Here is a 24,622-nt window from a genome sequence, read left to right on the forward strand (position 1 = left end):
CATAACCGGCTTTTTGTCGACAATCCTTCGCGCCGTTTCCCGGCGAAGGACGTAAGCACGGTGCAATTCGTGATGTGGTGAGTCCGCTCTTATTGCGCGGGTTCCACTTCCTCCGCCCGGCGACCGCGAAGCACATAGCCCTCTTCGTCGGCGGTAACGGCCCGCAGGCGCTCTTCGGCCTCGCTCGCTTCCTGCTGGCGCGCCCACATGGAGGCGTATAGCCCGCCCTTCGCAAGCAGTTCCTGATGGGTGCCGCGCTCGACCACGCGTCCCTTTTCCAGCACGAGGATCATCTTCGAGTTCACCACCGTCGACAGCCGGTGGGCAATAACCAGCGTCGTTCTGTTTTTCGAGACCTGGTCGAGCGCGGACTGGATTTCGCGCTCCGTGTGCGTGTCGAGCGCCGATGTCGCCTCGTCGAGGATCAAGATCGGGGGCGCCTTCAGGATCGTGCGGGCAATCGCCACACGCTGCTTCTCGCCGCCCGAAAGCTTCAAGCCCCGCTCGCCAACTTCCGTATCGAAGCCCTTGGGCAGCGTGTCGATAAAATCGGAGATCTGCGCAAGGCGTGCGGCATCGCGCACCTCTTCCTCGCTCGCGTCGGGGCGCCCGTAGCGGATATTATAGGCGATCGTCTCGTTGAAAAGCACAGTGTCTTGGGGAACGATGCCAATTTTCGCCCGCACGCTTTCCTGCGAGACGTCGCGTACATCCTGCCCGTCTATCGTGATGCGTCCGCCGGTCACGTCGTAAAAGCGAAAGAGCAGCCGGGAGATCGTGGATTTACCGGCGCCTGAAGGGCCGACGATCGCCACGGTTTCGCCTGCTGGCACTTCGAAATCAACCCCGTGCAGGATCGCGCGGTCCGCGTCGTAGTGAAAGCTCACGCTCTCGAAGCGGATATTCCCCTCACCCACTTCAAGGTCGGGCGCTCCCGGCTTGTTGGATATCTCGGCGGGAACCTGCAGCAGGTTGAACATCGCCTCGATGTCTGCAAGACCCTGTCGGATTTCGCGATAGAGAAAGCCGATGAAGTTGAGCGGAATGGAAAGCTGCAGGAGCAGCGCGTTGATCATGACGAAATCGCCGACAGTCTGCGTGCCCGCGATCACCGCACGTGCGGAAAAGATCATGCAAAGCGCCATGCCGACACCGAGGATCACCGCCTGCCCGAAATTCAGCCAGGCAAGCGAGGTCCAGGTCTTGGTCGCCGCGCGTTCGTAACCTGCCATCGACTGGTCGAAGCGCCCGACTTCCATCTTCTCGTTCCCGAAATACTTGACGGTCTCGAAATTCAGGAGGCTGTCGATCGCCTTGGAATTGGCTTCCGTGTCGTTCTCGTTCATCTCGCGGCGGATGGAGATGCGCCAGTTCGAGGTTTTCACCGTGAACCAGACATAGGCGACGATCATGGCCGCCACGACGATCACATAGGAAAAGCCGAACTGATACCAGATCACTGCCGCCATGATGGCGAATTCCAGAATGGTCGGAAAACCGTTCAGGATCGTGAAGCGGACGATGTTCTCGATACCCTTCACGCCGCGTTCGATCACTCGCGAAAGCCCGCCCGTACGCCGGGCCAGGTGGAAGCGAAGCGACAGCGCATGCAGATGACGGAAGGTAACGAGCGCCAGTTGACGCACCGCATGCTGGCCGACGCGCGCGAACAGTGCGTCGCGAAGCTGATTGAAGCCGACGAAACTCACCCGCGCGACATTATAGGCGATCACCAGCATAACCGGCGCCGCGATCAGAGCGGGCAGCCCGCTATCTCCCTCCCCCGTCAGCGCATCGGTCGCGAACTTGAAGAAATAGGGCGACAGAACCGTGACGAACTTGGCGATCACGAGCGCTACGATCGCCAGCATGACGCGTTTTTTCAGGTCGGGCCGCTCCTGCGGCCAGATATAGGGCCACAGGTTTTGCAGCGTCTGCAGCGTCGAACCTTCATCGGCGGAGACGAACGGCTCCTGCGCCGCCTGGATCCCGGAACGGCGGCTGGTCATGGCTTTTCCTTTCGCGGGCAATCGGCCTCGCGGTTGTCATCGGTCAAGGCTTGACGTTCATGGTCTTCATGGCCGGAAACGGCGGTATCGAGCGTCTCCATCAACGTGCGCGACAGCGCGGCAAAGCTACGCAACGCATCGCTCCTGATGTAATAGCGGCAGCAGCGCCCCTTCGCCTCGCAGCCGATCAGCCCCGCGCATTTCAGCACGTTCAGGTGCTGAGATATGGTCGACTGGGCGAGCGACAGCTTCGAGACGATCTCGCCACAGCAGGCATGGTCGCAAGTCGAAAGCACCCGCAGGATATCGATGCGCGCTGGGTGGCCGAGAGCCTTGTAGAGCCCGGCCAGATCGCTACCGCAACAGCAAGGATTCGTGTCGGCCCGCTTGAAAGGCGCACAGGTAGAAGGGATGTCGGACATTCATCGTAATTTAGCGATGAATTGCCGAGCTACAAGGGTCCGGCGGCAAATTTTCGCAAGGTTACTCCGAACAGCGGCGCTTGGCAGCGCGCGGCCGGACACGAGTCAGTTGGCCGATTGCTCTTCCCACACCTTGTCGCGCACCGGCAGGACAAACACCTGCCCCGGATAAATCAGGTCCGGGTTGCGGATCTGTCGCTGGTTCGCCTGGTAGATCGTGGTGTAGCGGATGCCTTCGCCATAAAGCCTTCGCGAGATCGTCCAAAGATTGTCGCCGCGCCGGATAATGACGTTGGGGATCGGCCCGGTGGAGCCCTGGGCAGCAGTGCCCGCACCGCTACCCGACCCTTGCGCCGAAACGGATATCGGACGAAGCACGACCTGATCCGGCGCCCGTTCGAAGGTGACTTCGGCCCTCGCGGTCACTTCGCCTTCGCTGTTCTCCACCTTGTCGGCGCGCACATCCACCTTGCCCGGCTCGATCTTCTTCGTACCTTCCAGCAGCCAGCGTCCCGTATTGTCCGTCCTTGTCTCGCCGACGAGCTCATTATCCACATAAACGCGCACATCACTGCCGGGCTCAGCCTGGCCGGCGACATAGAGCCGGTCTTTTTCCGTCTCGACCGCCTCAACGGTTACCGAGCCGTCCGGTTCCGGAGCCGTCTCCTGCGTTCCACCCGCTTGCGCCGATGCTTCGACGTCGATGTTTGCGACTATCGTTTCGCCTTGCGCGGGCGACGAAGAAACTTCGTCGCTTTCCGGGGCTGCTCGTGGTGTATCGGAAGCAGCCTCATTTTCCCTCTTCAGCAGCGCGACTTCTTCGCTCTCGCCAGCCGCGGCGTCGTTCACGACAGGGGCATCCTTGGCTTCAGCCGCTTCTGGCGGGGCCGCAACCACCGAGGTTTCCTCCCGGGTCGAAACCGCCACTTCAGACTTGCCTGCGTCTTCGGAACCTACAGCCGCCACCTGCTCACCCCCGGCATCCCGAGGCTGACCTTCCGGCTTTTGCAGGATTTCCGTCGCCTCGCCCGGCTTGTTCAGCACGACGAGTACTTCACCTTCCCCTTCGGAAGGGTCGGGAATCGAAACCGCGATGCTTTCTTCGGAAACGACGGGTTCGGCTTTCTCGTCTTTCTTCGATTCGATCTTCACGTCGTGCGTGCCAGGCTTGAGCGGCTTTTCGAGCACAATCGCAAACTCACCCGAATCATTGGCAATTCCCTTGCCAACGATCTCCCCGTTCGAGAGGAGGGCTATGATCGCGCCCGCTTCCGAACGCCCGGCAACCACCGCATCACCCGTCGGTTCGACGCGAAAAACATCGAACGTGGGTCCGAGCCGCCTTTCGCCCTGATCGTCCGCCTGGATGGCTGCTTCGGCTGTCGTATCGCCGGAACTGGCGTCTTCCGTGGCGGCTTCGCTCTTTTCATCTTCCGTATCCTTGACGGAAGATGAGGTTTTTTCGGCAGTTTGGGTGGCGTCGCTATCCGCACCGGCAGTGGTTTCCGGCTTGTCGCCCGCGGTGGTCTCGGCGACTTCCGGCGCGCCCGCTCCTGGCAGGCCAAGCTCCGCTCCGCGCTCGTACCAGGCATATCCTAGAGCCGCTATGCCAGCGATCGCGGCGCCCCCCAGGAGCTGCTGGATACTCTTCTTCGTCATGCCGACATCAACTCCTTCGCCCGGCGTATATTCTCTATTTTATAGCCGGACCGCCCGCCTGTAACCCGAGGGTCGGTGCCCTCGGCTACAATCTTTGCTTTCTTTTGTTCTATCGAGCCATTCCATGGCTTCTCGCGCGCATGGTTATACCGGATTGGCGGCTCCGGCAAGCGAGGGCTTGACAAATGGTCAACATCGTCAGCGCTTGACCGGCGCATCGCTCGGATGCCAAATCTTCCCTTATGACAGAACTTACGAGTGTTTGCGTTTATTGCGGTTCAGGCAGCGGTGTCGATCCTGCCTATGAGGCCGCGGCCATCGAGCTTGGCCGGCAAATTGCCGAGGCCGGGCTCAATCTCATTTACGGTGGTGGTTCCGTCGGGCTCATGGGGGCGGTCGCCCGCTCCACGCTGGAAAACGGCGGCCATGTCACCGGCGTCATCCCGCGCTTTTTGAAACAGCGCGAAGTGATGATGGAAAACGTCTCGGAGCTTATCGTCACCGACGACATGCACCAGCGCAAGCGCACCATGTTCGAGCGCGCGGACGCCTTCGTTGCCCTTCCGGGCGGCATCGGCACGCTGGAGGAAGTCGTGGAAATGATGACTTGGGGGCAGCTTGGCCGTCATCGGCGCCCGGTCCTTCTCGCCAATATCAACGGGTTCTGGGATCCGCTGGAGCGTCTGCTTGAGCACATGGAACAGGAAGCCTTCATTCGCGAGGGCTTCGAGGTCGACTATCAAATGTGCGCCGACGTTGCGCAAATCATCCCGACCTTGCAGCGCACCTGCGCGCAGGCCGCCCTCACTGGCCGTGACAAGGGAGCGGATGTCGCTCCGGTCGACAATCTTTGATCGGCCTCCCGGCCTCAGCCGTCGTTCGACGAATTGAGGTTCTCCGGCCTGATGCCGTGGTCGCCGGGCGCGTCCATCTCCCGCGCCATCATTTCCGCGCGCGAGCGCGCGGCGAGCAGCGTCATGGGCCGGTCGGCGACGGACCAGCCATCGCGCGGGCCGATCGCCCAGGGCTGCCAATAAGGGCCGTCAGCCGGCCCGATGGCCTTCACGATCATGGTGATACGTCCGAACGCCGCAATCTGGGCGTCGCCGCCCGGCAATTCGCTCCACCTGACGCGCTCAAGAGTGGCCGTAGCGGTACGCAACTTACTCATCCACCTTACTCCGGGGCGAAATGCCGCTTCTCCCAACACTTTAAAGCATAGTCCAATAATCGATTTAAAGCGACAGATCAGGCTTACGCCTTTCGTACCCTGTCACGGGCGACATCAAGCAGGGCGTCCGTATCGAAACACGCCTCCAGGTGCGCGGCCAGATCGTCGAGCGTCCTGTCGATCACGCTGTCATAGGAAAGCGTCGATCCCGCGCCGAGTTCGCCCAAGAAGGACTTCCTGAAACCATCCGCCGCGAAGAGCCCGTGAACATAGGTTCCCGCGATCCTGCCGCCGGCGGAAACCGCACCATCGGCGTGTTCACACTCCCCCTCACCCGCGATTGTCGCGAAGGGTCGCGCCCGGTCGCGGCCTTCCGTGCGGCCGATATGGATTTCGTAACCCAAGATCGCTTCGCCGCTTGTGCAATGCCTGCCATGTGTGGAGACAAGCCGCTTTTCCGGCGTGAGTTCCGTCTCGACATCCAGAAGCCCGAGGCCCGCGACCGTCCCCGCCTCCCCCTCTATGCCTTGCGGGTCAGAAATCGCTTTGCCCAGCATCTGGTATCCGCCGCAAATGCCGAGCACGCGCCCGCCACGTCGCACATGGGCGGCCAGATCGATATCCCAGCCCTGCTTGCGGAAAAAGGCGAGATCGCCAATGGTCGACTTGGAGCCCGGCAGGAGAACAAGGTCTGCATCGCCCGGCAGCGCCTCGCCGCCGCGCACGAGTTGAAGCGTTACATCCTCCTCCATGCGCAGCGGGTCGAGATCGTCGAAATTGGCGATCCGGGACGTCACCGGCACCACGATTTTCACGCGGCCCCTGCCCTGCCCGTCCTCCAGGCCGAGCGCGTCTTCGGCAGGCAGCTTGCCAGCGGCATCGAACCACGGCACGACGCCAAGCGAGGCCCAGCCCGTGCGTGCCGCAATCTCCTTCACGCCCTCGTCGAAAAGGGAAGGATCGCCGCGAAACCTGTTGATGAAAAACGCCTTGATGCGGCCCCGTTCAGCCTCGTTCAGGACCGTGTGCGTGCCGACCAGGCTTGCGATCACTCCGCCCCGGTCGATATCGCCGCAGATGGCAACCGGCAGGTCGGCGGCTTGCGCAAATCCCATGTTGGCGATGTCGCCCGCGCGAAGATTGATTTCGGCAGGGCTGCCCGCACCCTCCACCAGCACGAGGTCCGCCCCCTCGCCCGTGATCGCAAAGCTCTCCAGAACCTTCGGCAGGAATTCGGCTTTGCGGCTGCCGTATTCGCGCGCCTTCATCGTGCCCGCGCGCCTTCCCTGCACGATCACCTGCGCACCCGTGTCCGTCTCGGGCTTCAGCAGAACCGGGTTCATGTGCACGCTTGTTTTGGCACGTGCGGCAAGCGCCTGCAGCGCCTGCGCCCGGCCGATCTCGCCACCGTCGACTGTGACCGCCGCGTTGTTCGACATGTTCTGCGGCTTGAACGGGCGCACGATAAGCCCGCGATTGGCAAAGAGCCGGCAAAGCCCCGCCACGATCAGGCTTTTACCGACGTTCGAGCCGGTCCCCTGGATCATGATCGCGGGCGTGCGGGCACTCATTTTTTCGCGGATGCCTCAGGCAGGGAGCCATAGGGGCGGAACTCGTCTGGAACGGGCAGCTGCGTCAGGCGAAGCTCCAGCGCAAGCCGCACCGTCGGGCGCACGGCGAAGAGGATCGAGCCGATCAGGAAGAGCCATGTGCCTGCGAACACGAGGCTCTGGTAAAAGAAGAAGATACTGCCGATGATGAACATAAGGGCCGCGAAAAATTCCACCAGCGTGCGATAAAGCTCATATTTGCGCACCAGTTCGGCATGATCCGGCGAAGCGCGGCGCAAAGTCTGGTCGAAGAGTTTCATGGCGGTACCTTTCGAACCTGCTTGGCGTTGTTCGGAGAAGCATCCGTGCGCCTAATACTTCCCGCGGCAGGCACTAACCTTTATTGACTGGCAGAAAAAGCGATACTAGCGCCCCCTCTCCCTTCAAGGGAGAGGGAAGGGGTGAGGGTATCAATATTCCGGATTGGGATCATAACACCCCCCTCACCCGGCGCGTTTCGCGCCGACCTCTCCCACCAGGGGAGAGGTGAATCACACGCTACGAGGTTTCGGCAAATTCGCTAATTAATCGAATAACCGGACCTCGATGGTTCAAGCCCGACAGCAATGATCAGAGATCGCTTGCCAAATTCGGAACGCGCCCCTCAGAACTCGATCCCCTCCTGCGGCTTCACGCCGGAGCGGAAGGGGTGCTTTATCTGCGTCATGTCCGTCGCGAGATCGGCGATTTCCAGAAGCTCGTCCTTGGCGTTGCGGCCCGTAATGATGACATGCACGTCGTCAGGCTTCTCGTTCTTCATGAACTCCACGATCTCTTCGATCGGCAAATAGTCGTAGCGCAGCACGATGTTGAGCTCGTCGAGCAGCACGAGGCGATATTCGCCGGAGGTGATCATCTCCTTCGCAGCGTCCCAGGCCTGTCTGGCGGCGGCGATATCACGCTGACGGTCCTGCGTTTCCCAGGTGAAGCCCTCGCCCATGCGCTTGATTGTCACGAGATCGGAAAACCGCTCCAGCGCCTTGCGCTCGCCCGTCTCGATGCGGCCCTTTACGAACTGCACGACGCCGACCTTGTGGCCGTGGCCGAGCGAGCGGAACACCATGCCGAAGCCGGCCGTGGACTTGCCCTTGCCCTTGCCGGTGTGGACGATCAAAAGCCCCTTCTCGATCGTCTTGGTGGCCATGATCTTGTCGCGCGCGGCCTTTTTCTTGCGCATCTTGTCGGCGTGGCGGGCGTCAAGTTCTTCCTCGCTCAGCTCTTTCTTCTTGTCGCTCACAATGCTTTCTCCCTGTTGAAGCGCCTGAACCGCTCCAGATTTTCATGCGTGCTGTTGCGCCTCGGCGTCCAGAGCCCTCGGTCGACCGCCTCCTGGAAACGGTCGAGGATTTCTTGAAGCGCCGCCGGATTGGCATCCTCGATGAAGTCCCGCACCTCGCCGTCTTCGATGTAGGCGGCGAAAAGCTGGTCGAAATGGTGATCCTTCACCGCCCGCGTGGTAGCGGCAAAGGCGAAAAGATAGTCGACAGTCGCTGCGATCTCGAAGGCACCCTTGTAGCCGTGGCGCATGATGCCGGCGATCCACTTCGGGTTCGCCGCGCGACCGCGCACCACCCGGCCGATTTCCTCGTCGAGGGTGCGGATCACGGGGCGTTCGGGCCGCGAGTGGTCGTTGTGGTAGACGCGCGGCGCCTCGCCCTTCAGCGTCTCGACCGTTGCCGCCAGCCCGCCCTCAAACTGGTAGTAGTCGTCGGAGTCGAGCAGGTCGTGCTCGCGGTTGTCCTGATTGTGGAGAACGGCATCGACCTTCGAAAGCCGGGTTTCTAGGCTTGCCCGCGCCGCTTCACCCTTCGCGCCGCCACCATAGGCATAGCCGCCCCAGGCGAGGAAGGCGTCTGCGAAGTCCGAGCGCTCGTCCCAGATCTTTTCGTCGATCAGCGCCTGAAGCCCGGCCCCATATGCGCCCGGCTTGGAGCCGAAGACGCGGTATTTCGCCCTTGCCCGCGCCTCTGCCTCTCCCAGTCCCGCGTCAGCGATAAGCCGCCGCGCCTCTTCCGCGACACGCGCGGCAATCGGATTTGCCTCTTCCGGCTCCACCAGATCGGCAATGGCCGATGCCGCCGACTGAAAGAGATCCATCTGGTGGGGAAATGCATCCCGGAAGAAGCCGGAGACCCTGAGCGTCACATCCACGCGCGAACGCTGAAGATCGGAAAGCGAAATAATCTCGAAACCCGTCACACGGCCCGAACCCGCTTCCCAGACGGGCTTTGCCCCGATCAGCGCCAGCGCTTGCGAGATGTCGTCACCGCCGGTGCGCATGTTGGCCGTGCCCCAGCAGGTCAGCACAACCGCCTTGGGGAACTCACCCTCATCCTGAAAATGCCGCTCAACCAGCCGTTCGGCACTTGCCTTGCCGATGCCCCATGCGGTTTCCGTCGGCACGGAACGCACATCGACCGAATAAAAGTTTCGTCCCGTCGGCAGCACGTCGGGCCGTCCGCGTGTCGGCGCGCCGGATGGCCCGGGCGGCACGAAGCGTCCGGAAAGCGCGTCGAGCACCGATTTCGTTTCCGCCGGTCCGGAACCGGCGATCGACGGTTCGAACCGCTCGTAGATTTCCGCGAGCACCGCCCTTGTCGCCGGAAGGGCGTCCGGCAGCGCGCGGTCCCGAACGAGCGTTTGCGCGTAAAGTTCCAGCCGCTCCACCGTGTCGCCGTTGCTGCGCCATGGCGCTTCGGCTATCGCGGCAAGCGCATCCGGCTTCGCCCCTTCCCAGCTTGATGAGAACTCGCAATCGAGAGGATCGAAATCGTCAAGTCCGAGATCTTGCGCCAGCGCGCGGATCAGGCTTGCGTTGCGGTCCCCCTCGCCGCGCGGCACGCGGGCAAGCGCGACAAGCAGATCCGTAAGCTGTTCGCCTTCGGGGGCTTCACCAAGGATGTGCAGCCCATCGCGGATCTGCAGTTCCTTGAGGTCGCAAAGATGCGCATCGAGCCTTGCAAGCCGCGTCATCTCGTCCATGTCGGGCGTGATGCCGATGTCAAGGTCAAGCCCGTGGCGGGCCGCCGTATCCAATATCTCGCGTGAGAGCACCTTGAGCCTGCGGGGGTCCACCCCTTGCGCGATGTAGAACTCGTCGAGCAGCGTTTCGAGTTCACCCGCCACGCCGTGGCTCTCGGCCCGTGTCAGAGGCGGCGTGAGGTGATCGACAATGATCGCGGCATTGCGCCGTTTCGCCTGCGCGCCTTCGCCCGGATCATTGACGATGAAGGGGTAGACGTTCGGCAGCGGGCCGAGCACCGCTTCGGGATAACAGCTTTCGGAAAGTGCCAGCGCCTTGCCAGGCAGCCATTCCAGGTTGCCGTGCTTGCCGAGGTGAACGACAGCGTGAACGCCGAATGTCTCACGCAACCAGATGTAGAACGCAAAATAATGATGCGGCGGAACAAGATCCGGGTCGTGGTAGGTTTCCTTCGGATCGATGTTGTAACCGCGCGCGGGCTGGATGCCGACGACAGCGTTGCCGAAGCGATGCAGTGCAAGGCGGAACGCACCGTCCACCACATGCGGATCGTCCTCAGCCTCGCCCCATCTCGATTCAACTTCAGCGCGAACTTTCTTCGACAGCGTCTTGAAATGATTCAGATAGTCTTCAACACTTAAAGTTTCATATGAGGCGCGATTCAACCGGCCTTCAAGTGCATTCGTAACACCCTCGTTCAGGCGTTGCATGAGGCCCGCAGAATCTGACGCTGCGTTTTCAATCCTGTATCCGACCGCGCTTAAGCGCTGCAAAAGCCTGAAGCAAGAAGCCGGCGTGTCAAGACCGACGCCATTGGCAAGCCGCCCGTCTTTGTTCGGATAGTTGGCGAGGATCAGCGCCACCTTGCGCTCCGCCTCCGGAGTTTGGCCGAGCCGGGCGATATTGCGTGCAAGTTCGGCAACGAAGTCGATACGGTCCTTCATGGCGACGAACCGCATCGGGGTCGATTGCGTCGCCTCGTCCCGCGCGCCCTCTTCCTTGAAAGAGACGGCACGCGTCGTCAGCCGACCGTCGAGTTCGGGCAGCACCACATGCATGGCAAGATCGCGGATCGAAAGGCCCTGATCGCTATCGCGCCATCCTTCTTCCGATGAGGATGAAAACACCACCTGCAGAACCGGCGCGCCTGTTCTGTCGAGCGGCGTCGGCTTGTAGCCCTCGCCGGCTTTCGAAACGGCAAAGGCGGTCGCGTTCAGCACCACCGCCGGCCTCGTCTCTTCGAACAGCCTGTCAATGACGGCGGCGCTTTCGGCGTCCTTCAGCGAGGAGACGAAAACCGGAAGCGCATTGATCCCACGCTCTTTGAATGCATCGACCAGCGCATCGACCGGAGCCGTTGCCGCCGATTGCACCAGCGCGCGATAGAAGGCGATCGCGGCGACAGGCGCATTCTCGTCCGCCCACTTGCGTTTGACTTCGTCAAATCCGGCACTTGCAAGCCCGGGATAATAGATGCCGGCGCGCGGGATTGGTTTCGGCGGCAGCGGTTCGTCCGCCTCCCCCAGAACATGCGAAGCGTAGCGCAGCGCATTCTTCAGGTTCTCGACGCCGCCTTCCACGCAGTAACGCCACAGCGCCTTCGCCTCCGCAACCGGCACTGTCGAGCGGCTGGCAAGATCCTCGTCCCAGCGGTCGTCGCCCGGCACCACGGCCAGTTTCACGCCGTAGCCGCGTGCCACTTCCGTTAGCCGGTCGAGGCCATAGGGCCAGTATTCCGCCCCGCCCAGCAGCCGGATCAACACCAGCCTTGAGCCCTGTACCGTCTGCTCGGCATAAAGGTCGACCGAATAGGGGTGCGAAAGCGCAAGCAGGCTCGCAAGCCGCACCCTTGGGGCTTCCTGCCCGAGCGCTGCGACGGCTACTGAAAAGCCAGCGATTTCCGTGTCGGCCGCCGTGAGGACCACGATATCTGCCGGCGACTGACCGAGGTCAACGGCCTCGTCACCCTGATCGATCCGTCCCGACCGGCTGGCAAGTATATGCATGTGTCTTTGCCGCTTACGCCGCCATCTTTTGAGCGAGCCGCACCTTCACTTCGTCCAACGAAAAGCCCTTGAGCCCGATCACCACAAGCCGCCCCGGCGCTTTCGCCTCGCGCGCAAACCACGTCTCGACGCGCGGGCCGACCGCCTGCACGATGGCAGGCGCGGGCTTGCCGGAGATTGAAACCGCACCCTTGATCCGCAATACGCCATGGGTCGCCATCGCCTCGCGCACCGCACCTTGCGCTTCTTCCATCGACGAAAAACCGGGCGCGTCGATCACGAAGCTTTCGAAGTCATCGTGGTGGTGTTCGTGATGATGGTCTTCGTCATCGGCATGATGGGCCTCGTGATGCGAGAGCCGCGCCGCCATATCCTCTTCCGCAGCGGAACCACGCCCGAGCAGGATCGAGCCGTCGAGCTTACCGTTTTCCGCTGCAACCACCTCGACGCTCGCGCGAACGTGAGAGGCGATCTCTCCCCGCACCCGCTCCATATCTTCCACGGTGACAAGATCGGCCTTGTTGATCACGACAAGGTCGGCGCAGACGAGCTGATCTTCGAAAAGCTCCTCTATCGGGCTTTCATGATCGAGCGCTTCGTCGGCCGCGCGCTGGATTTCTAAAGCACCCAAATCACCCGTCATTTTACCTTCCGCAACCGCTGCGGCGTCGACCACGGTGACAACCGCATCGACCGTCACCCGCGTTTTCACCGATGGCCAGGAAAACGCCCGCACCAGCGGTTGCGGCAGCGCAAGTCCCGACGTTTCAATGACAATATGGTCCGGCGCGGGGTTGCGGGAGATCAGCATTTCCATCGTCGGCAGGAAGTCGTCGGCCACCGTGCAGCAGATGCAGCCGTTGGTAAGTTCCACCACTTCATCGGCCTTGCATCCGGGATCGGCGCATCCGTCGACCAGCGACCCGTCGAAGCCCATGTCACCGAACTCATTGACGATTAACGCGATTCTCTTGCCTTCCGTACCTTGCAGAAGGTTGCGCAACAGTGTCGTCTTGCCAGCTCCGAGGAAACCGGTGACGATGGTTGCGGGGATTTTCGTTCCGGCGCTCATAGGCGAATCTCCGGCTGAATGTGATTGGGTTTCATCAAAAGCGGGAGCCCTGCGGCAACCAGCACCACCTGGTTCGCAACCTCCGCGATTTGCTTGTTGAGGCGCCCCTGCGCATCGCGAAATCGGCGCGCCAATGCGTTTTCCGGCACGATCCCGGTGCCCACCTCGTTGGAAACGAGCACTACCGGCCCGGCGGTTTTACGCAGCGCTTCGAGCAGCCTGGCAGTCTCGGCCTCGATATCCGCTTGTTCGAACATCAGGTTCGAAAGCCAAAGCGTCAGGCAATCGACCAGCACCGCCGATCCCGCTGCGGCTTCGCGTTTCAAAACGTCTGCGATGTCGCGCGCTTCCTCGACCGTCTTCCAATCTGCGCCGCGCTGATCGCGATGCCGTGCGATACGTGCTTGCATTTCCTCGTCGAAAGACGCACACGTCGCGACGTAAATTCGCTCAAGCCCGCTCTCTATAACCAGTTTTTCGGCAAACGCGCTCTTGCCCGAGCGCGCACCCCCGATGACAAGCGTCGCGGAGGCGCGCGCCGCGCTCATTGTTTCGCTTCACCGCGTTGCCAGAGCCAGCCGGAAACGCTTCCCAGAACCGCCCAGAAAACGGCGGCGGAAACCAGCGACGCGGCAACGAAGTGGCCCTGGATTTCCGCAGGGACGCTCGAGGCGTATTCATGCGGATGCGGCGCGCCGACCAGATGCGGCGCGACAATGATGAGAAGCCCGGCCGCCTTCAAAAACGGCTCGGCGCGCGCGATCACCAGCCAAAGGCCGAGGCCGGTTGCGGCGGCCGTGCCGATCCACCATGCCTGGCGCGAGACAAGGTCGGCTGCTGCCGAGCCGGGAAGTTCCGGCGGAAGCCCCAGCGAAGGCGCTAGTGTGACCGCCGCGAAAGCGCCAAGCCCCCACTGCAGGCCGCTCGTCGCATCGATGCGCCTTGCACCAAGCAGCATCGCCGCAAGCAGCATCAGCCCGAAGCCGAACCCAGTGAGCACGCTCGAAAGGCTGGTATAGAACGTGCGCTCCGCCCCATCCTCCGGCGCCCAGGCCCCGATCACCCGGTCGATAAGACCAAGCTCTCCTTGATCGGCGTGCTTCTCGCCGTCATGGACGAACCATAGACGCCCGTCGTCGGTGATGCCGCCCGCATGCTGCAGCGTCGGCTGATTAAAAGAGGCAAGTTCGTATGTTTCCGCCTCGAGGATGAGCGGCGTCGTAAACAGAACCTGCAGCAAAGCAAGGGCGAGACCCGCGACGCATCCCGCGCCGAGAGCCACCCCGAACAATCTTGTGATCATTGTCTGGAGACCGGCTAACCGCCAGCCGCTCTGAAAGATCAGTGACAGGGGAACCCGAGCGCATGCCGGCTGTCGTGCGCTGCATTGTGCAGCACATTGGAATGCGCGAAGCCGACGCCGAATACGACGAATGCGCCGATAAAGGCGCTCAGAAGCGCGACCGGAAGAACCGCAGCGCGCGAGGAAGTGCTTTGTGCGACGGAAGAAACAGCGGAATTCATGTTCATTCTCCTTTTGTCGTCCACCCGACGACGATCGTGAGTCAACCGATTCCGGCCGGTCTCCTGGCTTGCGGGTCTCAGCCTTTCCTGCTCCTTCCCGGATCGGTTCGACCCAGTGGTACGATGCAGGCAGGCTCGCCGCTCACAGTTGCGGGGGCAGCTGCGGATTTGGGACCCCGACTTGGGTCATCCCCCACCGCATTCCCGTTTCATCCCGATCAGGCTTTGCCCGATTGATGGGAACCGAAACACCCCCCTTGTACCCCCTTGCGCGTCGCCCAACAAGAGCGCGGCTATCGCAATTGCGTCATCCAATGACCCAATACCATCTTCCGCGCCTTGCCGGATCGAGAAGGTTTTCAAAAATCGAAACCTCTCCGCGACACGGCACCGCCTTGACCACCGGGCTCCACCCGCGCCGCCTTACAAAGGATTCGGCACAAACTGCAGAAACACAAATCCCGGTGTTACCCAGACGGGCAGCTTCAGCCTCGACAGCCGCTTAAATTGCGGTGCCGGTCCCGAGATTTCAAAACTCCTCCGGCAGCGAGGGGACAGCAAGCCACGGCCCGCCCAATGCAAGCCGCCAGATCTGCCAAAACATCACCCGGACCCCCGGCCATATAAGGACCGCCGCTCCTTTGAGTACCAATCTTCGATGACGCGTAACGCACCGGAGAAATCGTACAAACGCTCACTCCGCAACCAACTGCCATCCCGGCTCATTTTACTGGCCACCCCGCGATGCGACCGGAATATCCCACCAGGCTTGCCGAACGAAGCCTACCTTGCCGTTTCTCGTTTCCCCCGGCTTGTGGAAAAATTTCCAAACAAATCGCTTGGCAAGGCGGGCAGTGCTTTGCTATACGCTCGCCATCGACGCGGCGCTGAGGCGCTTGCCGATGTGATCCCCGGTAGCTCAGTTGGTAGAGCAAGCGGCTGTTAACCGCTGGGTCGCTGGTTCGAGTCCGGCCCGGGGAGCCACCTCCCTCCCAAATCTATAATTCCGTCTTCAGCAGCGCCGAACTTCGCTGTGGATAACTCTGTTCGCGATCATCCTTGAAAACCGCCGTTTTCCGGGAAAATCAAGGCGGAGAGCACCGTTGCCGTGAAGACGCAGGGAATAGTCGTTACATCTAATCACGAAAATGTGATCGACATTTCGTCGCAGTTTCGCCTGCTACTCGCCACATTGCCGCCAAAATTCAAATTTGCCTGCAATTCAGCTACTTACTGAACAGTATTGAAGATAAAAATGACAGAAAATCTTCGAGAATATGTAATTTTGTGACGCAAAACACAAAATCGTGGCGAGCTTTCTCCGCATTATGACGGAGGGTCACGGTACAATTGTGACTAAGCCTGCATACATAACGGCTTACAGGGATCGTTTGCTCGGATCGGCTCAATAAAGAAACCGGACGGGCAGTGCCTTCGGGAGGCGTCACGATGACCAGCTTGTTCAAAGTCGCGGCACTAGCCGCATCGATCGTCATTTCGGTAAGTTTCGCATCCTCCTCCACCGCGAAGGAAGATCGGGAAACGTTCAAACTGCCTGAAGACCGGCTCGCGGTGACGGTGGGCGGCTCCGGCGTTGCTCAATCGACTGTCGATGACAGCAAATACTCCATCTGGGTCGGTGAAGTCGAACTTGGCGGTCGCAAGGCCGTGTGGGTGGAGTTGATCGACGAATACGGCGAGGTTGTCTATGACAGCGAAGTCAATCGCAACGAGACGCACCTCCTGCCTGACGGCCGGGCGATCGTCGTCCGCGCGCTTGACGAGGGGGCCTCGGACGAAACGAAGGTTGTTAAACTTGACCAAAGCCGCATCGCGCCCGATGCCCGTCTGGTCGTTACGCGCCGCGTCGTCGATTTCGAAGGCGGACCGGCACAAACCGCGATTGAATTCATCGAGGAAAAGCCCCATCAGGAAAAGACCGCGCTGATCGCGCTTGCCGAGTTCGGAAATAACGTCTGGACGGCGATCATGGGTGCATTCGAAACGGCTGCGGACGGCGTCCGCGTAGCCTGGGATTGGCTGTTCGGTCCGGCCAGCGCCTGATCCGGCATCCAATTCACTCGCCCTTACCTCCCGAAGGGAACCGTCATGGCGAAAGCCATGGCGGTTTTTATTTAAGTCAGCCGGTAAACCCATACTTCTCCGCTCAGGCCGAAGGTACGCTTCCAGCCTTGCGCCATTTGCGAAGGGCATGACTGTGCGTGTTCGAATTTCTTTGATCCATCGAAGCTGCTGCTACGTAACCTTCAGACAATTCAGCAAGCTTGCACAAGGATTTTGACGGTCAATGTCATCATCGCAATTCGACGGCGTAACCATTGTCTGGTTCAGGGACGATCTTCGTATCACGGACAATCCGACTCTCGAGCGGGCTGTTGAAATCGGCCGACCCGCGCTTGCATGCTTCATCTTTGAAGCGGACGACCCCACGCTCGAGCGATATGGCGGCGCGGCAAAATGGTGGCTCCATCATTCTCTCACGCGCTTGAACGAGACTCTGGCAGACCTCGGCATTGCGCTTGTCTTGCGCGAGGGAAAAGCAGCCGCGGAACTGACGCAAATCGCCGAAGAGACCGGCGCCAGTACCGTTCTTTGGAACCGGCGCTACGATCCGGCGGGAATCAAGACGGACAAAGTCATCAAGTCCGGCCTGAAAGAACGCGGGATTGCCGTTGAAAGCTTCAATGCGAACTTGCTGGTCGAGCCCTGGGAGATCGAGACATCGTCCGGCGGTCCCTTTCGCGTCTATACGCCCTTCTGGCGCGCGCTTCGCCAGCGCGGCGAGCCGCCTGCTCCAACTCCTGCAGTCAAGGGACTGACTGGCGTCGATAGACCGCCGCAAAGCCTCGCGATCGATGATCTTTCGCTCCTGCCGAGAAAGCCGGATTGGGCCGAGGGCCTGCGCGAAATCTGGACGCCCGGCGAGGCCGGCGCACAGGCACGCCTGAGGGACTTTCTTGAAAACGCGCTCGAACGCTACGCGACCGAGCGTGATCTTCCGGGCGCTTCCGCAACATCGATGCTTTCACCGCACTTGCGGTTTGGCGAAATTTCCCCGCGCCAGATCTGGCATGCGGCCTGTCATCATGTCGCGAAAGAGAAGCTTGCCGACAAACCGCTCGAGAAGTTTCTGTCGGAACTGGCGTGGCGCGAGTTCTCCTACCACCTGCTTTTCCATTTCCCTTCGCTTCCCAGCGAAAACTATCAGGCGAAGTTCGACGGTTTTCCCTGGGAGGATGACAGCACCGCCTTCAGGGCATGGTCGATGGGCCGCACGGGCTATCCAATAGTCGATGCGGGCATGCGCGAGCTTTGGCACACAGGCTATCTGCACAACCGCGTGCGAATGGTCGTGGCGTCGTTCCTGATCAAGCACCTGATGATCGACTGGCGCGAAGGAGCCGCGTGGTTCCGCGATACGCTGGTCGATGCGGATATCGCCAACAACTCGGCAAGCTGGCAATGGGTTGCAGGGTCGGGTGCGGATGCCGCCCCCTATTTCCGTATCTTCAATCCGATCACGCAGGGCGAGAAATTCGACGCCGACGGCACCTACACGCGCCGCTGGGTGCCGGAACTTGCCGACCTTCCAAACGAATATCTTTTCAGGCCGTTCGACGCTCCGCAGGACGTTCTGGAAAAGGCCGGCGTCGAGCTCGGCAAAACCTACCCACACCCGCTCGTCGACCATTCGAAAGCGCGCGTCCGTGCGCTCGACGCGTTTCAATCCCTTTCTTCGGCTGCTTGAACAAGGAAAGAAAAAACATGCGCATAGCCGTGGTCGGATCGGGCATCGCCGGTAACAGTGCCGCCTGGGCCTTAAGCGACGTTCATGACGTGGTCCTCTATGAAAAAAGAAACCGCCCGGGCGGGCACAGCGCAACGGTCGAGATCGATTATGACGGAGAGACAATCGCGGTCGATACCGGGTTCATCGTCTACAACGAACTCAATTATCCGAATCTGAGTGCTCTTTTCGGCCATCTCGGCATCAAAAGCCATGAGAGCGACATGAGCTTTTCCGTCTCCGTCGACGGCGGACAGCGGGAATGGGCCGGCACGAACCTCGGCACGATCTTCGGCCAGCGCCGCAATCTCCTCTCTCCCCGTTTCCTTTGGATGCTGCGGGAGATCTTGCGGTTCAACAAACTGGCGATCGCCGACCGCGCGCAAGGCCTGCTCTATGGCCGCTCACTCGGCGATTATCTGGCCGCGCGCCGGTTCGCGCGAGCCTTCATCGACGATTACCTGATCCCTATGGGGGCGGCGATCTGGTCGACCCCGGCAAAGGAGATGCTGGATTTTCCGGCCGACAGCTTCGTCGCATTCTTCGAAAACCATCGCCTGGTGAGTTTCGACCGCCCGAAATGGCGTACCGTTACTGGTGGATCGCGCGTTTATGTCGAGCGGCTGCTCCAACCGCTGCGCGGAAAGATACGCCTTGCCTCGCCGGTTGCCGAAATCAAGCGTGTGGACGGCAGGGTCGAAGTTCGTGACGAAAGCGGGAACCTGGATGTTTTCGACCAGGTCGTAATCGCTGCCCATACCGATCAGACGCTGGCGATGCTCGGCGATGCGAGCGGGCAAGAGCGCGAAATGCTTTCAGCCGTCCCCTACCGCGCGAATACGGTTTACCTGCACCGCGACACTTCCCTGATGCCGAAACGTCAACGCGTATGGTCTTCCTGGAACTACATGCGCTCCACCGCGCCGGACGCTCCAGGGAGCGATGTTTCCGTCACATACTGGATGAACCGTTTGCAGGGGATAGACAACGCCAGGCCGCTTTTCGTCAGTCTTAACCCGGTGAAGCCGCCGCACGAAGACTTGACCTTTGGAACCTATACTTACGATCATCCGCAATTCGGCGAAAACGCGCTAAAGGGGCAGCTCATGCTGAAACGCCTTCAGGGCAAGCGGAACACCTGGTTTTGCGGAGCCTGGTGCGGATACGGCTTCCACGAGGACGGCCTTGTTTCAGGCCTCGACGTCGCGCGCGGCCTCGGCGCGGAAATTCCCTGGGAGGTTGGGGCCGACGGCCAGGCACGGATCGCGGAGGCTGCGGAGTGAAACACAAGCGCCTGCCCACGACGATCGCCGAAAACGGAGCACCGCCCGAGGCACCTGCCTCCCTTTACACCGGCTCCGTCATGCACGCTCGGCTGAAGCCCGTCGGCCATCGCTTTTCCTACCGCGTCTTCAATCTCCTTATCGACCTTGACCGATTGCAGGACGCCAACCGCCTGAGCCGTCTTTTTTCCGTCAGCCGCTTCAACCTGGCGTCCTTCCACGAAAAGGATCACGGACCCCGTGACGGCACTCCCCTGCGCGCTCATGTGGACCGGCTCTTGTTGGAGGCCGGCATCGGGGAGCAGGCGGAACGAGTGCTTCTGCTCTGTTATCCACGCATCCTCGGCTATGTCTTCAATCCGCTTTCCGTCTATTACGCCTATGCGGAAAACGGCAGACTGACCGCCCTCATCTACGAGGTGCACAACACCTTCGGCGACATTCACAGCTATGTGGAACCGGTTCGCCCCGGGCAATCAGGCCCCGAAGGCGTACGCCAGATGTCCGACAAGGCCTTTTTCGTTTCGCCATTCATGGAGATGAAGCAACGTTACCGGTTCAGGATACTGCCGCCCGGACGGTCCATTCGGGTGCGGATATTTGAAACCGATTCCGAAGGCCCCTTATTTTCCGCTACGTTTGCTGGAAGTTTCAAAGAACTGAACACCGTCAGTATTTTACGCCTATGCTCTACTATCCCGTTGCTGACGCTAAAGGTTATTGCTGCAATTCATTTCGAGGCGTTTAAACTGTGGCTAAAGGGGGTGCCGTTCATTTCGCCATCAACGCGTGCAAAAAACGGCGGCGCTTCAAAGGCCAGGGATTTACCCAGGCGAACCCCGCTTCTTTCGGACGAGGTTTGATTATGCATCCGCCTGTCGTTCTGACCCATGACAACCTGCAGGACGTTCTGGCCAGCGCGCCGCGTTTTGCCAAGCTCGGCGCACATATTTTGCTGAAGTTGAAATACGGCGAACTTACGATCGAAACTCCGGAGGGCATTCGCCTGAGGATCGAAGGCAAGGAGGCCGGTCCCAAAGCCGATCTCAAGATCCATCAATGGCGCTTCGTGAGGCGCGTGATCGACGGCGGCGACATCGGCGTCGCGGAAGCTTTCATGGACGGCGACTGGGCGAGTGAAGACGTCACCACCTTTCTGGAGCTTTTCTGCGTCAACCGCGATGCGACGGTGGATGCCTTGCGCGGAAGCCCCTTGTTCCGCTTTTTCTCCAATTTACGCCACTGGCTCAATCGCAATTCGAAACGCGGATCGAGGCGCAACATTTCCGCCCATTACGATCTCGGCAACGCATTCTACCGCGAGTGGCTGGACCCTTCGATGACCTATTCCTCCGCCCTTTTCGAAGGGGGAGTTAACGATCTGGAAGAGGCGCAGACCCGCAAATACCGCTCGCTCCTCGAGGCTGCCGATATTCGCCCTGGCGATCACGTTCTGGAAATCGGCTGCGGCTGGGGCGGTTTCGCGGCCTTCGCGGCCAAGGAGGCTCAGGCGAGGGTGACGGGCCTGACGATCTCGCGCGAGCAGTATGATTTCGCCAAAAAGCGCGTCTTCGAGGAAGGCCTGAATGATCGAATAGAGATCAAATTTCAGGATTATCGCGACGAAACAGGCATTTACGACCGTATCGCTTCAATTGAAATGTTCGAGGCGGTTGGCGAGAAGTATTGGCCAACCTACTTCGAGAAAGTCGGCCAATGCCTGAAGCCAGGCGGACGCGCCGGACTTCAGATCATCACAATTCAGGATCGGATGTTCGACGACTACCGCCGCCGGCCGGACTTCATTCAGTGCTACATATTCCCCGGCGGCATGCTCCCTCCACCCGGCAAACTGCAGGAGCTTGGCAAGCGCATCGGCCTCGATCTTGCGGGACAAAAGGCCTTCGGCCAGGACTACGCACTGACGCTGAAGGTGTGGCGAGACAGGTTTCGCGCCGCATGGCCATCTATAAGCGGGCTCGGCTTCGATGAGCAATTCAAGCGGCTATGGGAGTTTTATCTCCATTACTGCGAGGCAGGCTTCCGCTCCGGCAACATTGACGTTCGCCAGATGGTTTACGTGAAAGCGCAGTAACGCGGTGGTGGCGAAGCCCCTCGGTCTTGCAACCCTTCTGGTTTACGGGGCGCCCGCGCTGCCGCTCGCAGTTCTGACGCTGCCGCTCTACGTCTACCTGCCGACCTTCTATGCCGAAACCATAGGCATGCCGCTCGCTCTTGTCGGTAATCTGCTGCTCGTCGTGCGTCTTGTGGATGCGGTGTCGGACCCGGTGGTCGGCGTACTTGCGGATCGCGTCACCCCGCCGGGCGGGCGTCGGCGCGGCTGGTTTATCCTTGCCTCATTTCCCACGGCCCTTGCCGCTTTCATGCTGCTTTCGCCCCCGCTCGATGCCGGGCCCGCTTACCTGCTCGGTTGGGGGCTTGCGCTATCGTTCGGTTACACCGCGTCGATCATTCCCTATGCGGCCTGGGGGGCGGAGCTTTCAGGCGATTATCATGCGCGCAGCCGGATCGCCGCCGCGCGTGAAGGTCTCGTCGTCGCCGGAACACTTATCGCGATCGCCGTTCCCGCCGCCCTCACCGCGCAAGGCTTCGCGGATCAGCGCACCGCCTTGAAGCTGCTCGCCTGGTTCGTGCTGATATTCCTACCCTGCCTTGCCGTGCTTGCCATCAGGATCATCCCCGAACCCCGGCCGGATTCCGCAAGAAAAATGAGTTTCAGAGAAGGCCTTTCGCACCTGCGTGCCAACCGCCCGTTCCTGCGCCTTCTCACTGCCTTTGTGCTGAACGGCTTTGCCAACGGCCTGCCGGCGACACTTTTTCTTTTCTTTGTCGCCCGCGCACTCGAAGCGCCGGACATGCAGGGGCCTTTCCTTTTCGTCTATTTCCTGTGCGGAGTTGCCGGGGTGCCTGTCTGGGTTTCCATTGCGGGAAAATATGGCAAGCACCGGACGTGGAGCGTCGCAATGGTTGGCGCATGCGCGGTATTCGCCTGTGTGCCGCTGCTGGGTCCGGGAGACCTTGCCGGTTTCGGCGTCATCTGCGTGCTCACCGGATTTGCGCTCGGCGCGGACCTCGTCCTGCCGGCCTCTATTCAGGCGGACGTCATTGACGTCGACACCGCCTCATCGGGCGCCAGGCGGGCAGGGCTTTATTTCGCGCTCTGGGGCCTTGCGACGAAGCTTTCTCTGGCTCTTGCCGTTGGGCTTGCCTTCAGCCTGCTGGAATTTGCCGATTTTGACGCCCGGGGAAACGATCGTACAGGATTATCGATGCTCACTGCGCTTTATGCCCTCCTGCCTGTCGGCTTGAAAGCCGCTGCGATCGCGCTGATGTGGCGCTTCCCTCTCGACGAGACCGCCCAGAAGGATCTACGCCGCCGCATCGCGAGCAGCGCGTAAAAGCCGCTACTTCTTCTTCGGCCAACCGGTCGCTCTTGCGACGGCGGCGAAGTAGAGCCGGTAGGGCAACATCCGCAGCAGTTTGAGCTGATAAGTGAAGCGCTTTGGAAAGGTGATTTCGAAGGAGTGCGTTTTCAACCCCTCGCCAATTTTCTCCGCCGCCTCCTCGACGCCAAGAAGATGCGGCATGGGAAACGGGTTTTGCGACGTTGCGGGCGTGTCCACGAAACCGGGCATAATGACCTGCAGATGAATGCCCATCCGGTCGAAATCGAATTTCAGCGCCTCAGCCATATTGATGAGCCCGGCCTTCGTCGCTCCATAGGCGGCGGATGTCGGCAACCCGCGATATCCTGCGACGGAGGAGACAATGGCGATCTGGCCTTTGCCGCTCTCCTTCATCCATTTGGAAAGTGGCACCAGGCAATTGACGGTACCCAACAGATTGACGGCAATCGACTTTTCGAAATCCCGAACGTTGAGGTCCTCGCCCTTCACCGGCAGATAGACGCCGGCGTTCAACACGCCGAGCACCAACGGCCCCAGCGCGCGCTCCACCGCCTCCACAACCCGTTCCATTTCCCTGGCATCGGTCACGTCGCCCGGAAAAGCCATGATGGAACCGCGCAACGAACCGGCTTCTTCGGCCATCGCTTCCAGTTTATCCAGCGAGCGCGCGGTGACGGCCACCTTCCAGCCTTCGCGGGCAAGGAGCATGGCCAGCGCCTTCCCAATGCCCGAACTTGCACCCGTAATCCAGGCAACGCCGTCCTTTGGGCTCGCAATGTAGGAAGACATGGGTAAGGCTCGCACCGTCAGGTGGGGTAATAAGAACGTCGGGCGGATGCTTATCCGCGGATGAAGGGCGCGAAGAACCGGCCTACAGGCCCCGTCAGCTGCAAATTACCTTCAGTTACCGCAAAGCAGATACAATCGCCATCATCGTCGGCGACCGGCTTGTGATCGACCGATTCATCGGCGAAGGAAACGTCACCGCGAACGAAATGCCCAATCCCGTCCGAAAAGCCGCCTTCGAGCACCAGGGTCAGTTCCGTGCCGTGGTGGGTATGCGTCGGCATCGCCATGCCGGCACGTATCCAGAGCATGCTGACGTTGCAGCCATCGATTTCGCCAAGCTTGTATTCCTTCATGCCCGGCAGCCGGCTGCGCCACGGGACATCCTTCAAATCGTAGCCCAGAAAATCGCGAAGCGTGTTCGGCAAAATGTCTGAGCATTGGCGCGGAGCGACTTTCTTCGGCGAAACGTCTTCAAAACCCTTATCGGCGAAGATCGCCTTCAGCTTCGCCTCGCGACCGGAAATTTCCACCGGCTCCATTTCCTCCAGCATGTCGCCGCCGAAGGCTTCCAGATCGCGTATGAAGCCACGGTTGACTGGGCTGATCTCAAGGTGCGAACGCACGAGTATCCGGGCCGGCTCGGCAAGAGTTCCGGCCACGTAACCCGCAAACAGCGCGTCCATATTCAATTCTTCCTGGTCCATGCGTCCCGTTCGTCCCGATCCTCAGGCAAAATTACCCTGCACTTTCTCAAACGCCCTACGCGCGCCAGTCTATGCCGGATCAAACTGAAACGCGATTTCTTGCGATTTTTTTCATGCGCATCGCAGATTTTTCACGCAAAGAGATAATCTATTC

General features: G+C 60.6%; 21 protein-coding genes, 1 tRNA gene and 1 riboswitch. Of the genes, 8 read left to right on the top strand and 14 right to left on the bottom strand.

Features of this window, described 5'->3' with window-relative positions; genetic code table 11:
* Positions 1 to 89: 89 nt before the first annotated feature.
* The 3 genes from HPQ64_RS15215 to HPQ64_RS15225 form a co-directional block, all read right to left on the bottom strand.
* Positions 90 to 2,009, bottom strand: a complete 1,920-nt coding sequence (locus tag HPQ64_RS15215; RefSeq protein ID WP_172889353.1) for an ABCB family ABC transporter ATP-binding protein/permease — start codon at positions 2,007 to 2,009, stop codon at positions 90 to 92.
* Positions 2,006 to 2,431 (bottom strand): ArsR/SmtB family transcription factor, encoded by a 426-nt coding sequence (locus tag HPQ64_RS15220; RefSeq protein ID WP_172889354.1) that lies wholly within the window; start codon positions 2,429 to 2,431, stop codon positions 2,006 to 2,008. The genes HPQ64_RS15215 and HPQ64_RS15220 overlap by 4 nt, the downstream gene beginning before the upstream one ends.
* A gap of 105 nt (positions 2,432 to 2,536) precedes the next feature.
* Positions 2,537 to 4,090 carry a LysM peptidoglycan-binding domain-containing protein gene (locus tag HPQ64_RS15225; RefSeq protein WP_210260287.1) on the bottom strand — a complete coding sequence of 518 codons (1,554 nt, stop codon included), beginning with the start codon at positions 4,088 to 4,090 and terminating at the stop codon, positions 2,537 to 2,539.
* Between the two features lie 242 nt (positions 4,091 to 4,332).
* On the opposite strand from HPQ64_RS15225, the gene HPQ64_RS15235 reads away from it, so the two are divergent.
* Positions 4,333 to 4,944 (top strand): LOG family protein, encoded by a 612-nt coding sequence (locus tag HPQ64_RS15235; protein ID WP_172889355.1) that lies wholly within the window; start codon positions 4,333 to 4,335, stop codon positions 4,942 to 4,944.
* A 14-nt stretch (positions 4,945 to 4,958) separates the two neighbouring features.
* Here the strand turns inward: HPQ64_RS15235 and HPQ64_RS15240 are convergent, their stop codons facing one another.
* The 9 genes from HPQ64_RS15240 to HPQ64_RS15280 all read right to left on the bottom strand — a co-directional run bounded on the left by HPQ64_RS15240 (position 4,959) and on the right by HPQ64_RS15280 (position 14,462).
* The gene (locus HPQ64_RS15240) at positions 4,959 to 5,261 is read right to left on the bottom strand and encodes a hypothetical protein (protein ID WP_172889356.1); all 303 of its coding nucleotides are present in this window, start codon (positions 5,259 to 5,261) and stop codon (positions 4,959 to 4,961) included.
* 83 nt (positions 5,262 to 5,344) lie between these two features.
* Positions 5,345 to 6,832: a cobyric acid synthase gene (locus tag HPQ64_RS15245; RefSeq protein ID WP_172889357.1), complete on the bottom strand. Its 1,488-nt coding sequence runs from the start codon at positions 6,830 to 6,832 to the stop codon at positions 5,345 to 5,347.
* On the bottom strand, positions 6,829 to 7,131 hold the full coding sequence (locus tag HPQ64_RS15250; RefSeq protein ID WP_172889358.1) for a YrhK family protein: 303 nt from the start codon (positions 7,129 to 7,131) through the stop codon (positions 6,829 to 6,831). The genes HPQ64_RS15245 and HPQ64_RS15250 overlap by 4 nt, the downstream gene beginning before the upstream one ends.
* 344 nt (positions 7,132 to 7,475) lie before the next feature.
* Positions 7,476 to 8,111 carry a cob(I)yrinic acid a,c-diamide adenosyltransferase gene (gene cobO, locus HPQ64_RS15255; protein ID WP_343036043.1) on the bottom strand — a complete coding sequence of 212 codons (636 nt, stop codon included), beginning with the start codon at positions 8,109 to 8,111 and terminating at the stop codon, positions 7,476 to 7,478.
* Positions 8,105 to 11,860, bottom strand: coding sequence for a cobaltochelatase subunit CobN (cobN, locus tag HPQ64_RS15260; protein ID WP_172889360.1), 3,756 nt, complete (start codon positions 11,858 to 11,860; stop codon positions 8,105 to 8,107). Before cobN ends, cobO begins: the two co-directional genes overlap by 7 nt.
* Before the next feature lie 13 nt (positions 11,861 to 11,873).
* Positions 11,874 to 12,932, bottom strand: a complete 1,059-nt coding sequence (gene cobW / locus HPQ64_RS15265; protein WP_172889361.1) for a cobalamin biosynthesis protein CobW — start codon at positions 12,930 to 12,932, stop codon at positions 11,874 to 11,876.
* A complete protein-coding gene (gene cobU / locus HPQ64_RS15270; protein ID WP_172889362.1) occupies positions 12,929 to 13,480 on the bottom strand; it encodes a bifunctional adenosylcobinamide kinase/adenosylcobinamide-phosphate guanylyltransferase in 552 nt (183 codons plus the stop codon). Before cobU ends, cobW begins: the two co-directional genes overlap by 4 nt.
* Entirely contained in the window at positions 13,477 to 14,235 is a 759-nt protein-coding gene (locus HPQ64_RS15275; protein ID WP_172889363.1) for a CbtA family protein, read from the bottom strand. The genes cobU and HPQ64_RS15275 overlap by 4 nt, the downstream gene beginning before the upstream one ends.
* Before the next feature lie 38 nt (positions 14,236 to 14,273).
* On the bottom strand, positions 14,274 to 14,462 hold the full coding sequence (locus HPQ64_RS15280; RefSeq protein ID WP_246270718.1) for a CbtB domain-containing protein: 189 nt from the start codon (positions 14,460 to 14,462) through the stop codon (positions 14,274 to 14,276).
* Positions 14,463 to 14,492: 30 nt separating this feature from the next.
* Positions 14,493 to 14,719, bottom strand: a riboswitch (cobalamin riboswitch).
* A 645-nt stretch (positions 14,720 to 15,364) separates the two neighbouring features.
* On the opposite strand from HPQ64_RS15280, the gene HPQ64_RS15285 reads away from it, so the two are divergent.
* The 7 genes from HPQ64_RS15285 to HPQ64_RS15315 all read left to right on the top strand — a co-directional run bounded on the left by HPQ64_RS15285 (position 15,365) and on the right by HPQ64_RS15315 (position 22,966).
* Positions 15,365 to 15,440, top strand: a tRNA-Asn gene (locus tag HPQ64_RS15285).
* Between the two features lie 465 nt (positions 15,441 to 15,905).
* Entirely contained in the window at positions 15,906 to 16,520 is a 615-nt protein-coding gene (locus HPQ64_RS15290; RefSeq protein ID WP_210260288.1) for a hypothetical protein, read from the top strand.
* A 244-nt stretch (positions 16,521 to 16,764) separates the two neighbouring features.
* Positions 16,765 to 18,225: a cryptochrome/photolyase family protein gene (locus tag HPQ64_RS15295; protein WP_172889365.1), complete on the top strand. Its 1,461-nt coding sequence runs from the start codon at positions 16,765 to 16,767 to the stop codon at positions 18,223 to 18,225.
* Between the two features lie 17 nt (positions 18,226 to 18,242).
* The gene (locus HPQ64_RS15300; protein ID WP_172889366.1) at positions 18,243 to 19,547 is read left to right on the top strand and encodes an NAD(P)/FAD-dependent oxidoreductase; all 1,305 of its coding nucleotides are present in this window, start codon (positions 18,243 to 18,245) and stop codon (positions 19,545 to 19,547) included.
* Between the two features lie 80 nt (positions 19,548 to 19,627).
* Positions 19,628 to 20,410, top strand: a complete 783-nt coding sequence (locus HPQ64_RS15305) for a DUF1365 domain-containing protein (protein WP_210260335.1) — start codon at positions 19,628 to 19,630, stop codon at positions 20,408 to 20,410.
* A 2-nt stretch (positions 20,411 to 20,412) separates the two neighbouring features.
* Entirely contained in the window at positions 20,413 to 21,642 is a 1,230-nt protein-coding gene (locus tag HPQ64_RS15310; RefSeq protein WP_172889367.1) for an SAM-dependent methyltransferase, read from the top strand.
* Between the two features lie 7 nt (positions 21,643 to 21,649).
* On the top strand, positions 21,650 to 22,966 hold the full coding sequence (locus HPQ64_RS15315; RefSeq protein ID WP_343036024.1) for an MFS transporter: 1,317 nt from the start codon (positions 21,650 to 21,652) through the stop codon (positions 22,964 to 22,966).
* 6 nt (positions 22,967 to 22,972) lie between these two features.
* On the opposite strand, the gene HPQ64_RS15320 is transcribed toward HPQ64_RS15315, so the two are convergent.
* Together HPQ64_RS15320 and HPQ64_RS15325 are read right to left on the bottom strand one after the other, a co-directional pair.
* Positions 22,973 to 23,764, bottom strand: coding sequence for an SDR family NAD(P)-dependent oxidoreductase (locus HPQ64_RS15320; RefSeq protein WP_172889369.1), 792 nt, complete (start codon positions 23,762 to 23,764; stop codon positions 22,973 to 22,975).
* Positions 23,765 to 23,814: 50 nt separating this feature from the next.
* Entirely contained in the window at positions 23,815 to 24,447 is a 633-nt protein-coding gene (locus tag HPQ64_RS15325; RefSeq protein WP_246270719.1) for a ChrR family anti-sigma-E factor, read from the bottom strand.
* Positions 24,448 to 24,622: the final 175 nt, after the last annotated feature.

The sequence above is a fragment of the Hongsoonwoonella zoysiae genome (assembly GCF_013266695.1).
In the GTDB taxonomy this organism is placed as follows: Bacteria; Pseudomonadota; Alphaproteobacteria; order Rhizobiales; family Stappiaceae; genus Hongsoonwoonella; species Hongsoonwoonella zoysiae.

Bases quoted from the DNA above. Each gene is read 5' to 3' on its own strand.
- HPQ64_RS15215 (WP_172889353.1), bottom strand. From the start codon at position 2,009: ATGACCAGCCGCCGTTCCGGGATCCAGGCGGCGCAGGAGCCGTTCGTC.
- HPQ64_RS15220 (WP_172889354.1), bottom strand. From the start codon at position 2,431: ATGTCCGACATCCCTTCTACCTGTGCGCCTTTCAAGCGGGCCGACACG.
- HPQ64_RS15225 (WP_210260287.1), bottom strand. From the start codon at position 4,090: ATGACGAAGAAGAGTATCCAGCAGCTCCTGGGGGGCGCCGCGATCGCT.
- HPQ64_RS15235 (WP_172889355.1), top strand. From the start codon at position 4,333: ATGACAGAACTTACGAGTGTTTGCGTTTATTGCGGTTCAGGCAGCGGT.
- HPQ64_RS15240 (WP_172889356.1), bottom strand. From the start codon at position 5,261: ATGAGTAAGTTGCGTACCGCTACGGCCACTCTTGAGCGCGTCAGGTGG.
- HPQ64_RS15245 (WP_172889357.1), bottom strand. From the start codon at position 6,832: ATGAGTGCCCGCACGCCCGCGATCATGATCCAGGGGACCGGCTCGAAC.
- HPQ64_RS15250 (WP_172889358.1), bottom strand. From the start codon at position 7,131: ATGAAACTCTTCGACCAGACTTTGCGCCGCGCTTCGCCGGATCATGCC.
- cobN (WP_172889360.1), bottom strand. From the start codon at position 11,860: ATGCATATACTTGCCAGCCGGTCGGGACGGATCGATCAGGGTGACGAG.
- cobW (WP_172889361.1), bottom strand. From the start codon at position 12,932: ATGAGCGCCGGAACGAAAATCCCCGCAACCATCGTCACCGGTTTCCTC.
- cobU (WP_172889362.1), bottom strand. From the start codon at position 13,480: ATGAGCGCGGCGCGCGCCTCCGCGACGCTTGTCATCGGGGGTGCGCGC.
- HPQ64_RS15275 (WP_172889363.1), bottom strand. From the start codon at position 14,235: ATGATCACAAGATTGTTCGGGGTGGCTCTCGGCGCGGGATGCGTCGCG.
- HPQ64_RS15280 (WP_246270718.1), bottom strand. From the start codon at position 14,462: ATGAACATGAATTCCGCTGTTTCTTCCGTCGCACAAAGCACTTCCTCG.
- HPQ64_RS15290 (WP_210260288.1), top strand. From the start codon at position 15,906: ATGACCAGCTTGTTCAAAGTCGCGGCACTAGCCGCATCGATCGTCATT.
- HPQ64_RS15295 (WP_172889365.1), top strand. From the start codon at position 16,765: ATGTCATCATCGCAATTCGACGGCGTAACCATTGTCTGGTTCAGGGAC.
- HPQ64_RS15300 (WP_172889366.1), top strand. From the start codon at position 18,243: ATGCGCATAGCCGTGGTCGGATCGGGCATCGCCGGTAACAGTGCCGCC.
- HPQ64_RS15305 (WP_210260335.1), top strand. From the start codon at position 19,628: ATGCACGCTCGGCTGAAGCCCGTCGGCCATCGCTTTTCCTACCGCGTC.
- HPQ64_RS15310 (WP_172889367.1), top strand. From the start codon at position 20,413: ATGCATCCGCCTGTCGTTCTGACCCATGACAACCTGCAGGACGTTCTG.
- HPQ64_RS15320 (WP_172889369.1), bottom strand. From the start codon at position 23,764: ATGTCTTCCTACATTGCGAGCCCAAAGGACGGCGTTGCCTGGATTACG.
- HPQ64_RS15325 (WP_246270719.1), bottom strand. From the start codon at position 24,447: ATGGACGCGCTGTTTGCGGGTTACGTGGCCGGAACTCTTGCCGAGCCG.